Consider the following 15,122-nt stretch of genomic DNA (forward strand, 5'->3'; position numbering starts at 1 on the left):
TTTATTAATTTATCACATCTCAACGTGTGAAGTCAACTGTTTTTTGAATTAATTTTTTCATGCGTTTTCGATATGTTCGATGGCGCAACAGCGACGATTAATAATATACCAAGATTTTTTTACGGGGTCAATACATTTTTAAAGTTTTTTTCAACTTATTAATTGATGACAATTGAAAACAGCTTTCCGTGGACTGGCTGTTCCTGCCGGAAGGCAAGTCCAATTAGAAAGCCGCTGAACATATTAATATTTTTCTTTTTTGTCATTGCTGGTCTTCATATATTTGAGGCATTCTTTATGACTTGCAAATCTGCGGAATAACGAAAAAAGGATTTTATATCGTTCGTCCATTGCCCGCTTCACAATTTGATCAATCCGGGCATCTTTCAGGTCAAACAGGATTTCATCCATTTCTCTTTTCAACAGATATTCCAACTCTTGTCTTTCTCTGTCATCAATCATTAACCCCAGCAAGTAAGTCACCCCTTTTTGTTGTTATTTGTAGTTTTTTCCATCCGGAGGGTTTTATAATCACTTTTTTTCTGAAGTTAGATATTTTTTCTGAGGACATGCATATCTTTAAAAGAGATATACCGTAACGGAGGGATTGTGTAATGAATGTTTTCTATACCGTAAATGCGAAAAGAATGAAACAGATCACTCTGGTCATCGTCATCTCGTTCTTTACTGCTCTGTTTGTTTATAGCAGTACGCTCTCTTCTGTTCCAGTATTTGGGACGAAGGATGGACCGAAGGCCATTTATAAAGGCGAAAAAGGTATAGCTTTAACGTTCAATATCGGATGGGGCGATGAAAAAGCAAAGCCGATATTGGAGGAATTAAAGAAATTAAACGTTCAATCGGCCACTTTCTTCCTGTCAGGATCATGGGCTGAACGCCATCCTGATTTGGTTGAGCAAATTGTGAAAGCAGGATATGAAATCGGTAATCTTGGCTATGCATACTCGGATTACACCGACATGGAATCGAACAAAATCAGACAGGATATCTTGAAAGCTGATACCGTTTTTGAAAAGCTGAATGTAAAAGGTGTAAAATTGCTGCGTGTTCCGACCGGTCACTTTAATAAAGAAACATTGAAGGTGGCTGACGGCCTCGGTCTGACTGTTGTTCACTGGAGTGTGGATTCGAAGGATTGGACCAATCCCGGGACAGATGAGATTGTCGAAAATGTGGAAGATGCCAAAAAAGGGGATATCATTCTCCTTCACGCTTCCGATTCGGCAAAGCAGACCAAAAAAGCGCTGCCTGCTATCGTGAAAACCCTGAAGGCGAAAGGGAACTTTGTGAGCGTGTCCGATATGATTTCAAATGGTGATGCAAAATCGACTTTGATACAATAACCAAAAACCCCTGAAAGAGCTCAGCCTCTTTCAGGGGTTTTTATTAATTCTTTTGTTGTTTATTTTGTCTGTCGACCCGGGACTGCTCAATGTATTCAGGTAGTTTCAACAGCTGGTATGCGTTACAAACCACTAAAGCGATCAACATGAGGTACAGCCATTTAATGGAGTTAACCAATAGGACAGGAAGCCACTCAAGCGTGGTTACAACCACCATGAAGAACAATGCAGAAATGAACGTATTTGTCCTGGCTTCTGATTGTTGATTCTTCAAGTACGCAACCAGCATTCCCACCAATAAGATCCCGATTCCCAGGAATATATACGCAGTATAGGAAGCACCCTCTTCTGCGAAAGCTCTGAATCGGAAGTAGATAAGGTCGAATAGGACAAATGCAATCAAAACCACCTGGACTGAATTCCAGAAGCTTTTAAACATCCCCATCCCGAACTGGTGAATGGTCAAATAGGCAAAGTAGCCCATTTGGCTGATGACGCTGAAAGTGAAACCCACAAATAAAAACCATAAAAGGCTGGATAATAATCCGATTATATTTCCATCTTGAATAAAAGGGCTGTATTGATCCCATCTAATGAAAAGAGACGCAATAGCGGTTACTGCTCCACCTAGAATTAACGTATGTACAAAAAAACGAATCCAATTTCGGATGGTCACTTCATTTTTCCTCCAAATATAAAATATACACTCTGGTTGATTGTACCAACGCCACCTTAAAAAATCTAGGTTCCAGTATTGGATGTGTATATTTTTTTCGCAGTTTCTCATATTAAAGGTAAGGGAATTTGTATGGAAGGAGCCTACCCATGAAAAAACATTCCTTTCTTTTTCTACTGTCCATTCTCCTTTTAACCGCTTGCGGCGGAGGGGGAGATACAGGCAGCAGTAAAATGGATTATGAAGAAACCAAGAAAATGGTTGCCGATATATTAAAGACCGATGATGGAAAAAAGGCGATTCAAGAAGTGATGGCAGATGAAAAAATGAAGTCAGAGCTTATTATGGATCAAAAAGTGGTGAAGGATACCATTTCAAAAACCCTTACCTCCGATAAAGGCACTGAATTCTGGAAAAAATCATTCGAAGATCCCAAGTTTGCTGAATCCATGGCAAAAAGCATGAAGGACGGCAATGAAAAGTTACTGAAGGATTTGATGAAAGATCCTGAGTATCAAGGGATGATGATGGATTTAATGAAAGATCCTGAATTTCAAAAGGAGTTAACAGAAGCCTTAAAGAGTAAAGAGTACCGCGAACATCTTCAAAAAGTGGTCCTCGAAACATTTGAAAGTCCGTTATTCAAAGCCAAGATCCAGGATCTCCTGCTTAAAGCAGCAGAGGAAGCCGGCAGCGGGAAAGCTGAAGAAGGCGGCGGCGAACAACAAAGCGGGCAAACCGGCGGCGGACAGAGCGGCTCTTCTGGCGGAGGCGGAGGTCAAAACGGCAGCTGATCCAAAAAGGACAAATGGTCAGGGAAGAAATTCCCGCAGCCATTTGTCCTTTCATTATGTTATGACAATTTCTCAATGACCTTATGTGCAATTTCCCCGTAAATCTGACCAAGTCTGTGATCCTCTGCATAAATCGACGGAGCGAAATCTTCTTCATTCCAATCAGGCTGCTGCAGTGGCAGTTTGCCCAGTAGGTCTGTGCGCAATTCTTCAGTCAGTTTCTCACCGCCGCCCTGTCCGAATACAAATTCCTTCTCTCCGGTCAGCTTGCTTTCAAAGTAAGCCATGTTCTCAACGACACCAAGGATGTCATGATCGGTCTGTAATGCCATAGCCCCGGCACGAGCCGCAACAAACGCTGCAGTCGGATGAGGGGTGGTGACGATGATTTCCTTACAGTGTGGAAGCATCGTGTGAACATCCAATGCCACATCTCCCGTACCCGGCGGCAGATCAAGCAGCAGATAATCCAGATCGCCCCACTCTACTTCGGAGAAGAAATTATTCAGCATCTTCCCGAGCATCGGCCCTCTCCAAATGACAGGTGCGTTGTCTTCAACGAAGAAGCCCATTGAAATGACTTTGACGCCAAAACGTTCTACTGGAATAATCCTTTCCCCGCGGACAACCGGACGCTTGACGATCCCCATCATGTCAGGGACGCTGAATCCGTAAATATCCGCATCGATCAATCCTACTTTTTTTCCTTGACGGGCAAGCGCGACTGCCAGGTTGACAGATACAGTGGATTTGCCGACTCCGCCTTTACCGCTGGCGATGGCAATAAAAGTCGTTTTACTAGCCGGAGATAATAAATCCGTGCCTTCTCCGCCTGTCCCTCTATGCTTTTCAAGTTCTTCCTGAGGAAGTTCGGTAAATCGGATTCCAACAGATTCCGCTCCGTTGTCCTTCAATAATTGTACAACCTTCTGCTGGAATTGCAGCTGTTCACCTGACCCGGTCTTCGCAAGTGCAATTTTTACACTAACATGTGCTTTTTCTTCTTTCACACTAACTTCGGCAACACCATTGGTTTCTTTTAATGTTTTATGTAAAAAAGGATCTTCCAAGCGGGATAAAAGATCGCGTGTCTGCTGTTCTGTTAACATGAATAACCACCCTTTTTTATGTATTCGGTTTCAACTAGTATCAGTATAACATATCGTTATCTGAAATAACTGTTAAAAGGGTTGGAATGCTTTCCTTGAATATCATTAGGGATGCTCACTATTTCAACAAACCAAAAAAAGAGGCTGGGACAAAACAAAAAAAACAACTGCCTAAAGGCGAACATTATAAGTGTGGATTCTAAATACCGCTAATGATTTCCGTGCAAGACTTCGCTTTCCGCGGGTAGCCCGTGAGCCTCCTTTAAATTCGAGGAGTAATTGTCCAGCTGCAGGGCTTAGAGGCACATGACATAAGTCAAACCGACCAAGAAGGCAAAGAACGCCTTCGTGGCCGATTCGCCTTATGCCACACGCCTCTGAGCAAAGCCCTTCCGCTTTTCTGATAGGAGTCTTCGTCTTGCACTCCAAGCAACCGCTCGAACAAGCTATATACTAAATGGACATTTGAACAAAGCTAATAAAAAACCCGAACTGATTTGAACTTATAATTCAAATTAATTCGGGTTTTATTCAGATTAAAACACTTTTGTACCTGCCTCTATTGGTCATTGTGGATTAGCCATGTGTTTCTGGGCGAAGATCAGTCCGTTATTCAAGGAACTGAATGTTTTCAGTTCTTTTAAATCGATTCCCAGGTTGATGAGCGTCTGGGCAATTTCCGGACGCACTCCGACGAGGATGCACTCGGCTCCGAGAAGCCCTGCCGCCCTTGTAGATTCGATAATACCTTGAGCGGCGAATGTATCCAGTACAGGGACTCCGGTAATATCCATAAAGACTATGGAAGAGTGGAATTTCGTCACTCCTTCAAGCAGGTTTTCTTTAATGCGGTTGATTCTTTCTTCATCGATATGACCGACCAGCGGCATGACCGAAATAGTATCATACAAGCGAATGACGGGAGCAGATAGCTCAACCAGCGTTTTCTTCTGGGCATTGAACGTTTCTTCCCATGTGTCTGTACACTTGCTGATCATTTTATTAAATACCGGATCAAACCAGCGGTCGATGTCACCATATATCTCCAGCACTTCTTCTTTCGTTAAGTCTTCTTTCATCAGGACGGTCAAGGCTGCCCTTCTGAACGATTGATATCCTGCAGATATATATTCAAGCGCTTTATTGTGTTTGACTATTTTTCTATAGAGATCATCAAAGTCCTTGAAAAATCTTTCATTATTCTGTTGAAGACTATTATAAATCGATTCGAACAACTCAGTCTTCACTTGTGTATTCTCGTAATACGAAATATTCAACTTGTCCGTTGTTTCTTCCAGGTCCTTGACCCACCTGGTATATAGATCATCATGATGCTGTTCGAGCATTTTCATCATCGTTGCATTCATCATTTACCGAACCCTTCCTATCCTAAGTAACTAATGTTGATACTTTAATTGTAGACTACTTTCAGGCTTCTAATACTCTATACCCCAACCTGCTCATTCTTAACGTGTATACATGTAAATAACAAAAAAAGCCGCTCCCGATACAGGAGAAGCTTCCATGATCAATTTTCTTTGGTCAGATAGTTCAAGACACCTTGATAGATAGAGGCTGCCACTTTTTCCTGATAATCGCCGTCCAGGAGATTGGACCGTTCTTCAGGATTTGAAAGGAAACCGATTTCCACGAGAGCACCCGTTTTCTTCGCATGCTTCAGGATATACACACTTTGAAGACCCTTTGCTTCCCTGCTCGTGTTTTCCAGGTTCCGGGTAATTTCTTTCTGAATGGCTTTTGAAAGTTCCTTGTTTTCCTCGTACTTCGGATTATAGAAAGTCTGTGCGCCGCTCCACTTCGGGGAAGGAATGGAATTTAGATGGATGCTTAAAAACAGGTCTGCTTCTGATTCATTGATCAGGTTCAGACGCTTGTGTAAATCCTCTACCTTTCTCCGGCTGTATCCTTTCGTATCTTCAGATGCTAAGTCTTTGTCTTCTTCCCGGGTCATAATGACGAGGGCTCCCTGCTCCTGCAGATAATCCCTGATCATCAGGGATACACTTAAAGCAATATCCTTTTCCAGGGCATCTTCATCCCCCGCTCCCCCATCAGGACCCCCATGACCGGGATCGATATATATGATCTTTCCTGACAAGGGAAGATTCCATGAATCCCATGTATCCTTGTCGAGGATCTTATATTGAATGATAAATAACAAGATCCCGAGGGCAGCAATAATCCCTGCAACCTTCAACTTCTGTCTCATGTCACTCCCCCTATTTCAGTAAAGGCTGGTACCTCTCCCTTTCTTTACTAAAAATATGGGACAAGAAACAAATTTAGAACAGAAAAAATTAATGAAGACGGAGCTTCAGCCGCTTGATACCTTTATCATAGCCTTCCGACCACCATGTTTCCACAAAGTGCTCACAGCTGAAATAGATGGATTCGTCCGCTTGGTTGGAGACGCCCATCTCCGACCAGTACAGCCAGAAATTATAAAGCGTGTCGATAAAATGCTTTAATTCTTCATCGCATCTCTTTTTGACCGCTTCCCTGTCTTCTCCGGTGTACCCGAACTTACTTGCTTTTCCTCCCAACAGGTAGGCTTCGATCGCGACATCGAAGCATGCTTCATCAAACCCCTGCTGCATAAAGACGCCGCCTTGAATTTTTATATATCCAAAATGCTTCCTTACACTTTCCTGAAGCATTTTAATCGAAATTTCCTTAAGTAGCTTTCTTTCCGATTTGATTTGCTTTTCTCTTCTCTTTGTATTGAATGTTGTAATAACGTTCAACGTGAATCCACCCCTTTGAACGTATTTTCCTACTGATGGGAGGTCTTCATTCGAGTAACTGTTACCAATTTTGATGAATAAGGACCTTCTGAATACCGCCAATGATTTCTGTTCATCCGCTGGATAAAGCCAATACCAGCCACGATTTAATCTTTAGTATAAAATATAAAGAGACGAGGCAAATTAATCCTCGTCCCGATGTCTCCTATTATTTTGTGAAATACCATTTCCAGAGGGATACTCCTGTTATGAGCAGAAATGTGATGAACCCATACAGCCAAATGGAAAGCATTCCGTTAACAAACATATTCTTTCCCCCTTTCCATCAATTGATGTTGTATGTCTTTTCAATCGTTTCAGTATTGACAGCCTGCGGTGCTTTCATTAATGGAGCAAGTACCGAAATTGTGGCGATACCGATGAAGGTGGCGATGGCTCCAGCCATCATCGTACTCGGCACGATTCCTCCGAAGTACAGGATGAGATATGAAAGCAGACCGCTGATCATCGACCACTCCGCCGCCCGGGCATGTGCTTTTCTCTTTCCATAAACAGCATAGAGAATCGGTCCCATCGTTCCTGCCGCAACACCGGATATGCCGATCCACATGATATCACCCATGTAGGCAGGCGGTTTCAATACAATCAAGAATGCAACCAGTCCGATAAGCGGAACAGATAGCCGGCTGATTTGAAGGGCTATTTTCTCGGCTTTAGATTCACTGACGTTTACGATCCCTCTTTTCACCAGTACTTTCAGAAAGATATCATTGGCAAAAACGGTTGAGATGGAAACAAATAATCCATCAGTCGTCGACATTGCAGCAGCAAGGATGACCACGCCCAAGATGGCTACAATGATGGCAGGAAATGCCCATACTGCATATTCCATCAAAGCCAGGTCAGGTGCTGTGATCGAATTGCCGAGTGCAGCCCTGCTGTAGATTCCGCCAAACAGGACAAACAACGAGAAGGCAGCAGCGATCACATAGGTCAAAATCATTTTCCCTAAATCCTTTTCACTCTTCAGTCCCAATACCTTGTTAAATAAATGCGGGGCAGAAGCGAATGCCCACTGAATTACAATTGCACCAGTCACCAGGCTAAGCGAGGAGAAATGAGCAGAATCGGGATTGAATACCTGAACCAAATTCCCATCCTGGCCGGCAAGTTTGCCGCTGATCCCCTCAAAAGTCGACGTGACGCTTCCTTTCCAGAACACAACAATTCCAGATATGAAGATGAAAACACCCGCCACTGCCATCATGACCGCTTGTACAGCATCTGTATAAATGTCAGCATATGCCCCGCCTCCGAATACGTAAAGCACGACGATCACTGCGATGAAAACCAAGCCGCCTTTATAGGACATCCCAAGCAGATATTCAAAGATACGGGCACCTGCAACAAATTGAGCAGAAATATAAAAGATGTTAAACAATAAAATCAGACCTGAACCGACCCTCAGGAAATCACTGTTATAAAAATCCCCGAGCCAGTCGGGAAGGGAAAGTGATTTTTGGCCGGTATTCAATTTCCTTACTTTTTTGGCCACCATCAAGACGCCGATCGGTCCACCGCCGATAATCGCCAAAAACAACCAGAGATTGGATAATCCCCAATCATGCGACCACCCCGGGTAACCAAGGAATGTAGCTGCGCTTAAATAGGTTGCCGCAAAGGAAAGACCAAGTACATAAGGTCCGAGATTTTCACCTCCGATCGCAAAGTCGCTGACACTTTTTGTTTTTTTGGCACTGACAAATCCCAAAGCAAACATAGCAACCAGAAATATCGCAAATCCTATCCATGTATATAATGCTAAATCACTCATTCTTTACTCCCTTCTCTCACTTGTGTGATGAGGTTTATCCTAAACTTGAACAGGTGTAAGCTTTTTGGCTGGATGATTCTCCCGTAAATGCGCATGGCCTTTTCCAAACATATTCTCCCTCAATGTTGATCCCTCGTATTCCTTCCGGTAAATCCCGCGTTTTTGAAGTTCTGGAACCACATGATCGACAAACTCCGCGAATGTACCCGGTGAATACGTCTGGGCGATATTAAATCCATCCGCATCGCCTTCTACTGCCCAATTCTCGATTTTGTCTGCGATTTGCTCCGGTGTACCGATGAACTTCACTGTCCCATTTCCAAGACCATGATTCTTAATCGCTTCCCGGAGCGTCCATTTTTTGTTAGGGTCCTTTCCATACATATCGAGATTTCCCTGCATGGCATCCGTTTCAATGTCCTCGATATACTGATCAGGATCGAATTGTGAAAAGTCAATACCTGTATGACCCGATAGAAGAGAAGCCGTTCCTTCATAGCTGACGTGGTTCGTCAATTCTTCATATTTGGCATATGCTTCTTCCTCTGTTGAACCAATGATCGGCAGTACCATCGGGAAGATGAGTATGTCCCCTTGGTTTCTTCCCTGTTCCTCCGCCCGTCTGCGGATATCCGCTGTATATAGTTTCAATCCATCCAGCGAATGATTTTTAGTGAATACCGCTTCCGCATGTTTGGCTGCAAAATCCCTTCCTTTTGGGGAAGAACCTGCCTGGAACAGAACAGGAGTGCGCTGCGGAGAAGGTTCCACAAGATGCGGGCCAGGCACATTGAAGAACTCTCCATCATGGTTAATCGAATGAACTTTATTTGGTTCCGCAAACGCGTCGTTTTCCCTGTCATATACCACTGCATCCTTTTCCCAGCTGTGCTCCCAAAGCTTATAAACAACTTGGAGAAATTCATCCGCCCGGTCATATCGGAGTTCCTTAGGAAGCCTTCCGGAAAGTCCGAGGTTAACAGCTTCACTTTCTAAATAAGACGTCACCACATTCCAGGCAACCCTGCCTCCTGTTAAATGGTCTAGAGTTGATAGTTGGCGGGCCAGTGAATAAGGCTGTGCGTACGTCGTGGAGATGGTCGGTGCAAATCCGAGATGCTCCGTGACAGCAGCCATGGCTGAAATAGGGATGAGCGGATCATGAGCCGGAAGCTGCACCGCACCCCTGACAGCCGCATCGTAACTGTTTTCGTATACGCTGTACGTGCCAAGCACATCTGCAATGAACATCGCATCAAATTTACCGCGTTCCAACGTTTGAGCCGCTTCAATCCAATAAGCCAAGCTGTTATGGGATGTTCCACGATCCTTTTCATGTTTCCATAATCCTGTTGAATGCGGGGACGGTGAGTTTTGTATAAAGCCGTTTAAATGAATCTGTTTTTTCATCATTGCATCTCCTCTTCACTTTTTGTCCGTGGCTTAAGAGTCACTTTAAATAAAACTATTCTTATGATTTTACTCGGTTTAGAAGCACCGGCTCTCCACTTGCAGGGACTCCAACACTTCTCAAAATAAAAAACCTCTCCCGATGAGGAAGAGGTTTTAATATTTATAACGCCCTCTCATCTTCCAAGCATACGCTTGCTGGAATTAGCACCTTGTTACAACGTAACGGTTGCTGCGGGATCACGGGACCAGATTCCTCCCCCGGCTCTTGATAAGGAAATGTTCTATTGAGTTAGTTGAATGTAGATTATCATAACGGAGTCAAAATAATCTGTCAAATCAGAATTTAAATTTATTTAAACGGGTATTTGTGAGGATGGTCACAGGTTCGGTATTGGAAACGCTTACTGAACTTTTTCAAATTTTTTTATCCGCTTTCGGTAAAGAGATTGATTTATTCAACGATTGATCGAGAATTACTCGGGATTCTATTTCACCTTTCTTAAGGAATATTGAACTATTTTCAGTATAGAATATAGTCATAATTAATCTTTTTAGTAGTGATTGTACAAATGGAGGGGTGCAGGTTTACTTACTTGAAAAAATGAACAATGCCTATTATACAATGCTGGGTAGTTATCAAGGTTTATGCTCGAAATTTTTGTTTTTTGATCGAAAAAACTCATATATGATCGAAATTCTGATTTTATGAGCAATATCCTAAATTTATGATCGAACTACCGAATTTTCGAGAAATGCGCTTTCCCATACTCCAGCCATCCAACCTGGACTTCTGCCAAAGTCAAAAAAAGACCCCCAACCCAATAAGGTTGAGAGTCTTTGAAAGCCATAATTAACGCTTAGAGAATTGTGGTGCACGACGAGCGCCTTTAAGACCGTATTTCTTACGTTCTTTCATACGAGCGTCACGAGTTAATAATCCAGCGCGTTTTAGAGTACCGCGGTACTCAGGATCAGCTTGCAGTAAAGCACGAGCGATTCCGTGACGGATCGCACCAGCTTGACCAGCATAGCCTCCACCATGTACGTTTACTAAAACGTCATAGTTACCAAGAGTTTCAGTTGCAACTAGTGGCTGCTTGATTACTTCTCTTAGTGCTGCGAATGGGATATATACTTCTACTTCACGATCATTGATAACAATGTTACCGTTACCTGGTACTAAACGTACGCGAGCTACTGAGCTCTTACGACGACCAGTTCCGTAATATTGAACTTGAGCCAAGATAATAACCTCCTCTTATTAATTATCCACGAAGTTCGTAAACTTCTGGTTGTTGTGCTTGGTGTGGATGCTCAGATCCAGAGTATACATGAAGCTTCTTGATCATTTGACGACCTAAAGAACCTTTAGGAAGCATACCTTTGATCGTAAGCTCTAACATTTTCTCTGAATAGTTTGTACGCATTTCTAATGCAGTACGCTGCTTCAAACCACCAGGGTGGTTACTGTGACGGTAGTAAATCTTGTCAGTAAGTTTTTTACCAGTCAATTCGATTTTTGAAGCATTAAGAATGATTACATGATCACCAGTGTCAACGTGTGGTGTGAATGTTGGTTTGTGTTTACCGCGTAGAACTGATGCAATTTCACTAGCTAAACGACCTAGAGTTTTGCCTTCAGCATCTACAACGTACCATTTACGATCGATTTCGTTGGCTTTTGCCATATACGTAGTACGCATGAGTTTACCTCCTATTAAATGAATCCGTAGTATTTATTTTCAAATCACAATAAGTTTCCGGGGCTTATCGTGGGGTTAATAACATACCATATGCTATAATATCTTGTTCTAAAGCGAATGTCAAGGGAATGTTACACCTGGATTAGTTGTTTTAATAAAAAATGATTTATTTAAATTGAATCTCTTCATTTTCACTCTCATACTCTACCTCCCAAAGATAGAGCCCATGCGGTGGAGCGGTCTTCCCTGCACGGTTCCTGTCTTCCGCAGCAAGTATGCTCTTCATGTCCTCACTGCGAATATTACCAGAACCTACCTCCAGCAGGGTGCCGACCAGGATTCTCACCATATTATAGAGGAAGCCGTCTCCCTTGAAGGAAAAAACGAGTCCGTCTTCAAGTTCGGTAATGGTGATGCTGTATAAATTCCTTACTTTGTCTTCCACTTCCGTTTTGGCAGAGCAAAAGCTTGTGAAGTCATGCTTCCCTATTAAATCAAGCGCCGCTTTTTTCATCTCCCCGATTGAGAGCGTATGAGGATAATGAAGGGCGAAATGTCGATGGAAGGGACTCCGCCACTCCTCTGTATATACTCTGTATCGATATTCCTTGTTGACCACGGAAAACCGTGCGTGAAAGTCTTCAGACACAAATTCGGCATGCTTGATCGTCACTTCATCAGGCAGCCTTGTATTCAACACGACCGGCCATTTCTCTTGAGGAATCGTTAACGGGGTATCAAAATGGAATACCTGACCGTAGGCATGGACCCCTGCATCCGTCCTTCCTGAAGCCGTGACGCGTATCCGCACCCCTTTATGGATTGCACTCAGGGTATCCTCAAGCACCCCTTGTACGGTCCGCTGGCGCGGCTGTATCTGATACCCGTGAAACCCGGTCCCGTCATATGAAATCGTACATTTTACACGCTGCATATCGTCACTCCCTATCCTCTGAAGAATAGTAATAAAGCTGTCAGTATGATAAGTACACCAAGGGCACCGGTATCTTTCTTATGCCAGGAAAGGAGCCTGTATTTCGTCCTTCCTTCGCCGCCCTGATAGCCTCTTGCTTCCATTGCTGTCGCCAGGTCCTCTGCACGCTTGAAAGCACTCACAAATAAAGGGATGAGCAGCGGAATGATCGCCTTGATACGTTCTTTGACCGGCCCGGAAGAGAACTCTGCCCCCCTGGCGATCTGAGCCTTCATGATTTTATCCGTTTCTTCCATCAGGGTCGGGATGAACCGTAACGAGATCGACATCATCAGCGCAAGTTCATGGACGGGAAACTTTACCTTCCTCAGCGGGTTCAATAAAGTTTCCAGTCCATCGGTGATCGTGATCGGTGATGTCGTAAGTGTCAGTAAAGATGTGATCAAGATCAGGTAAAAGAATCGCAGGGATATAAAAATACCCTGACGCAGTCCTTCTTCATGTATTTTAAGAAAACCTAAATCCAGGATGACCCCGCCTTCTTTCGTGAAAAATACATGCATGAAAAACGTAAACAGGATCAGCCATAGAATGGGCTTCAGTCCTCCGATGATAAACCGGATGGGAAGATTGGAAAAAATAAGTGCAGTAAGTGTAAATGCGCCCAATATTGCATACGTGACAAAGTTATTCGCTAAGAACACGACACAAATAAATCCAAAAATAAAGAGCAGCTTCGCCCTTGGATCCATGCTGTGCAGAATCGAGTTGGCCGGTACATAACGGCCGAATATCATCTTCTCCATCATAGTGAGCCGCCTCCCTTATCAAAGGAGCGAACGGTTTCAGCGAGTTCTTCAATCGTCAAACAGGTAACGCCGAGCTTCCTGCCGATGCTCTCTTCCAGCTTAAATTGGAAACGGACCACATCAGGTACATCCAGTCCCATTTCAAATAATTCCTTTGGATTCGAGAAAATATCCTGAGGGGTGCCCTTTCTCTTCAGGCGCCCCTTCTGCATGATGACAATCTCATCGGCATAGTAGGCCGCGTCTTCCATACTGTGGGTGACCAGGATCGTGGACAGGCCTTTTTCTTTGTGGAGATCATAGAACATATCCATGATTTCACGCTGCCCGCGAGGATCGAGCCCGGCTGTAGGCTCGTCCAATACGAGCACATCCGGGTTCATGGCAAGGACACCTGCAATGGCCACCCTTCTCATTTGACCTCCTGATAAATCGAATGGGGATTTGTGAAGGATGTCCTCAGAAAGCCCGACTTTCACAATCAGTTCCTTTGCTCTTACTTTTGCCTCTTCCTCAGAGACCCCGAAATTCATCGGACCATAGCAAATATCTTTAAGGACCGTTTCTTCAAATAATTGATGTTCAGGGAATTGAAAGACAATACCGACCTTTTGCCTGACCGGTTTCAAACTCTTCATCTTTTTATCCGGGCTGATTTGGTAATCCCCTACCTTCACCACTCCTGCTGTAGGCTTAAGCAGTCCATTCAGGTGCTGTAGCAGCGTTGATTTCCCTGAGCCCGTATGACCGATCACAGCCAAAAATTGGCCGGAAGGAATGGAAAGATTAATATCTTCCAGGGCAAGCTTTTCGAAAGGGGTCTTATACGAATAACGATATTCTACTTGTTGAAATGAGATTTGCATAACTCGTTCACCAGCTCTTCTTCTGTAAAATATGTTTTGGATAATGGTATACCCGCATTCTTCAACGACCCTGAAAGCTTAATAGTGAATGGGGAATCAAGCCCCAGTTCCTTTAATTCGTCCTCCAGCAGGAAAATATCCTGCGGGGTCCCTTCCTTAAAGACTTCCCCGCGATTGAGTACGATGATTCGATCAGCCTTCGCCGCCTCCTCGAGGTCATGTGTGATTGAAATGACGGTCAGATTCTCTTTTTCTTTAAGATTTCTAACCGTCTCCAATACTTCTTTCTTCCCTTTCGGATCAAGCATGGATGTGGATTCGTCCAGGATGATGATATCAGGCTGCAAGGCAACCACTCCAGCGATAGCCACCCGCTGTTTTTGGCCGCCTGACAAATGGTGCGGCTCTTGATCAAGAAAATCTTCCATATGGACACGTTTTAACGCATCATTCACTCTTTGTACCATTGATTCATACGGTACCCCATGGTTTTCTAACCCAAAAGCCACATCATCTTCCACTGTCGCACCAACAAACTGATTATCTGGATTCTGAAAGACCATCCCTATCTTAGCGCGGATATCCCAGATTGACTTTTCTTCTAGGGAAATACCGTCTACCGTTACCTCTCCCTTTTCAGGAAAATGCAGGCCATTCAACATCTTTGCAAGTGTTGATTTACCGGAGCCATTATGCCCGACGATCGCAAGCCACTCCCCCTGCTCAACATGAAGGCTGATTCCTTCCAAAGCATAAGCTTCCTGTTCCGGATAACGGAAATAAACATCATTTACCTTAATCATCTCACGCATGATAAAACCTCCTCTATGCTCATCAATTCTCAGCTGAATTTCA

16 protein-coding genes and 1 riboswitch are annotated in these 15,122 nt (G+C 43.7%); of the genes, 2 read left to right on the plus strand and 14 right to left on the minus strand.

What is annotated here, in order from left to right:
- Positions 1-243: 243 nt before the first annotated feature.
- Positions 244-474 (minus strand): hypothetical protein, encoded by a 231-nt coding sequence (locus V6B33_RS19795; protein WP_334219398.1) that lies wholly within the window; start codon positions 472-474, stop codon positions 244-246.
- Between the two features lie 140 nt (positions 475-614).
- On the opposite strand from V6B33_RS19795, the gene pdaB reads away from it, so the two are divergent.
- Entirely contained in the window at positions 615-1,364 is a 750-nt protein-coding gene (gene pdaB / locus V6B33_RS19800; protein ID WP_334219399.1) for a polysaccharide deacetylase family sporulation protein PdaB, read from the plus strand.
- Between the two features lie 43 nt (positions 1,365-1,407).
- Here pdaB and V6B33_RS19805 read toward each other — a convergent pair whose 3' ends face one another.
- Positions 1,408-2,040, minus strand: a complete 633-nt coding sequence (locus tag V6B33_RS19805; protein WP_334219400.1) for a KinB-signaling pathway activation protein — start codon at positions 2,038-2,040, stop codon at positions 1,408-1,410.
- A gap of 149 nt (positions 2,041-2,189) precedes the next feature.
- Between V6B33_RS19805 and gerD the strand changes: the two genes are divergently transcribed.
- Positions 2,190-2,834, plus strand: coding sequence for a spore germination lipoprotein GerD (gene gerD / locus V6B33_RS19810; RefSeq protein WP_334219401.1), 645 nt, complete (start codon positions 2,190-2,192; stop codon positions 2,832-2,834).
- Between the two features lie 59 nt (positions 2,835-2,893).
- Here the strand turns inward: gerD and V6B33_RS19815 are convergent, their stop codons facing one another.
- The 12 genes from V6B33_RS19815 to V6B33_RS19870 all read right to left on the minus strand — a co-directional run bounded on the left by V6B33_RS19815 (position 2,894) and on the right by V6B33_RS19870 (position 15,079).
- Complete coding sequence (locus V6B33_RS19815) at positions 2,894-3,943, minus strand: Mrp/NBP35 family ATP-binding protein (RefSeq protein WP_334219402.1); 1,050 nt, start codon at positions 3,941-3,943, stop codon at positions 2,894-2,896.
- 566 nt (positions 3,944-4,509) lie between these two features.
- Positions 4,510-5,313, minus strand: a complete 804-nt coding sequence (locus V6B33_RS19820; RefSeq protein ID WP_334219403.1) for an STAS domain-containing protein — start codon at positions 5,311-5,313, stop codon at positions 4,510-4,512.
- Positions 5,314-5,471: 158 nt separating this feature from the next.
- On the minus strand, positions 5,472-6,173 hold the full coding sequence (gene cwlD / locus V6B33_RS19825; protein ID WP_334219404.1) for an N-acetylmuramoyl-L-alanine amidase CwlD: 702 nt from the start codon (positions 6,171-6,173) through the stop codon (positions 5,472-5,474).
- 88 nt (positions 6,174-6,261) lie between these two features.
- On the minus strand, positions 6,262-6,708 hold the full coding sequence (locus V6B33_RS19830; protein ID WP_334219405.1) for a DUF2521 family protein: 447 nt from the start codon (positions 6,706-6,708) through the stop codon (positions 6,262-6,264).
- Positions 6,709-7,033: 325 nt separating this feature from the next.
- Entirely contained in the window at positions 7,034-8,542 is a 1,509-nt protein-coding gene (locus V6B33_RS19835) for a sodium:solute symporter family transporter (protein WP_334219406.1), read from the minus strand.
- A gap of 39 nt (positions 8,543-8,581) precedes the next feature.
- Positions 8,582-9,955, minus strand: a complete 1,374-nt coding sequence (locus V6B33_RS19840) for an LLM class flavin-dependent oxidoreductase (protein ID WP_334219407.1) — start codon at positions 9,953-9,955, stop codon at positions 8,582-8,584.
- A 170-nt stretch (positions 9,956-10,125) separates the two neighbouring features.
- Positions 10,126-10,230, minus strand: a riboswitch (SAM riboswitch).
- Positions 10,231-10,805: 575 nt separating this feature from the next.
- On the minus strand, positions 10,806-11,198 hold the full coding sequence (gene rpsI, locus V6B33_RS19845; RefSeq protein WP_172250513.1) for a 30S ribosomal protein S9: 393 nt from the start codon (positions 11,196-11,198) through the stop codon (positions 10,806-10,808).
- Between the two features lie 22 nt (positions 11,199-11,220).
- Positions 11,221-11,658 (minus strand): 50S ribosomal protein L13, encoded by a 438-nt coding sequence (gene rplM, locus V6B33_RS19850; RefSeq protein WP_334219408.1) that lies wholly within the window; start codon positions 11,656-11,658, stop codon positions 11,221-11,223.
- 166 nt (positions 11,659-11,824) lie between these two features.
- Positions 11,825-12,592 carry a tRNA pseudouridine(38-40) synthase TruA gene (truA, locus tag V6B33_RS19855; protein ID WP_334219409.1) on the minus strand — a complete coding sequence of 256 codons (768 nt, stop codon included), beginning with the start codon at positions 12,590-12,592 and terminating at the stop codon, positions 11,825-11,827.
- Between the two features lie 11 nt (positions 12,593-12,603).
- Positions 12,604-13,401, minus strand: coding sequence for an energy-coupling factor transporter transmembrane component T family protein (locus tag V6B33_RS19860; RefSeq protein WP_334219410.1), 798 nt, complete (start codon positions 13,399-13,401; stop codon positions 12,604-12,606).
- Positions 13,398-14,267 carry an energy-coupling factor ABC transporter ATP-binding protein gene (locus V6B33_RS19865; protein WP_334219411.1) on the minus strand — a complete coding sequence of 290 codons (870 nt, stop codon included), beginning with the start codon at positions 14,265-14,267 and terminating at the stop codon, positions 13,398-13,400. Before V6B33_RS19865 ends, V6B33_RS19860 begins: the two co-directional genes overlap by 4 nt.
- Complete coding sequence (locus tag V6B33_RS19870; protein ID WP_334219412.1) at positions 14,243-15,079, minus strand: energy-coupling factor ABC transporter ATP-binding protein; 837 nt, start codon at positions 15,077-15,079, stop codon at positions 14,243-14,245. The genes V6B33_RS19865 and V6B33_RS19870 overlap by 25 nt, the downstream gene beginning before the upstream one ends.
- Between the last annotated feature and the right edge of the window lie 43 nt (positions 15,080-15,122).

This window comes from Mangrovibacillus sp. Mu-81 (assembly GCF_036867415.1).
Lineage (GTDB): Bacteria > Bacillota > Bacilli > Bacillales > Bacillaceae_B > Rossellomorea.

Excerpts from the sequence above, each read along its gene's own strand:
- pdaB (WP_334219399.1), top strand. The coding sequence starts at position 615 with ATGAATGTTTTCTATACCGTAAATGCGAAAAGAATGAAACAGATCACT.
- gerD (WP_334219401.1), top strand. The coding sequence starts at position 2,190 with ATGAAAAAACATTCCTTTCTTTTTCTACTGTCCATTCTCCTTTTAACC.
- V6B33_RS19815 (WP_334219402.1), bottom strand. The coding sequence starts at position 3,943 with ATGTTAACAGAACAGCAGACACGCGATCTTTTATCCCGCTTGGAAGAT.
- V6B33_RS19820 (WP_334219403.1), bottom strand. The coding sequence starts at position 5,313 with ATGATGAATGCAACGATGATGAAAATGCTCGAACAGCATCATGATGAT.
- cwlD (WP_334219404.1), bottom strand. The coding sequence starts at position 6,173 with ATGAGACAGAAGTTGAAGGTTGCAGGGATTATTGCTGCCCTCGGGATC.
- V6B33_RS19835 (WP_334219406.1), bottom strand. The coding sequence starts at position 8,542 with ATGAGTGATTTAGCATTATATACATGGATAGGATTTGCGATATTTCTG.
- V6B33_RS19840 (WP_334219407.1), bottom strand. The coding sequence starts at position 9,955 with ATGATGAAAAAACAGATTCATTTAAACGGCTTTATACAAAACTCACCG.
- rplM (WP_334219408.1), bottom strand. The coding sequence starts at position 11,658 with ATGCGTACTACGTATATGGCAAAAGCCAACGAAATCGATCGTAAATGG.
- truA (WP_334219409.1), bottom strand. The coding sequence starts at position 12,592 with ATGCAGCGTGTAAAATGTACGATTTCATATGACGGGACCGGGTTTCAC.
- V6B33_RS19860 (WP_334219410.1), bottom strand. The coding sequence starts at position 13,401 with ATGATGGAGAAGATGATATTCGGCCGTTATGTACCGGCCAACTCGATT.
- V6B33_RS19865 (WP_334219411.1), bottom strand. The coding sequence starts at position 14,267 with ATGCAAATCTCATTTCAACAAGTAGAATATCGTTATTCGTATAAGACC.
- V6B33_RS19870 (WP_334219412.1), bottom strand. The coding sequence starts at position 15,079 with ATGCGTGAGATGATTAAGGTAAATGATGTTTATTTCCGTTATCCGGAA.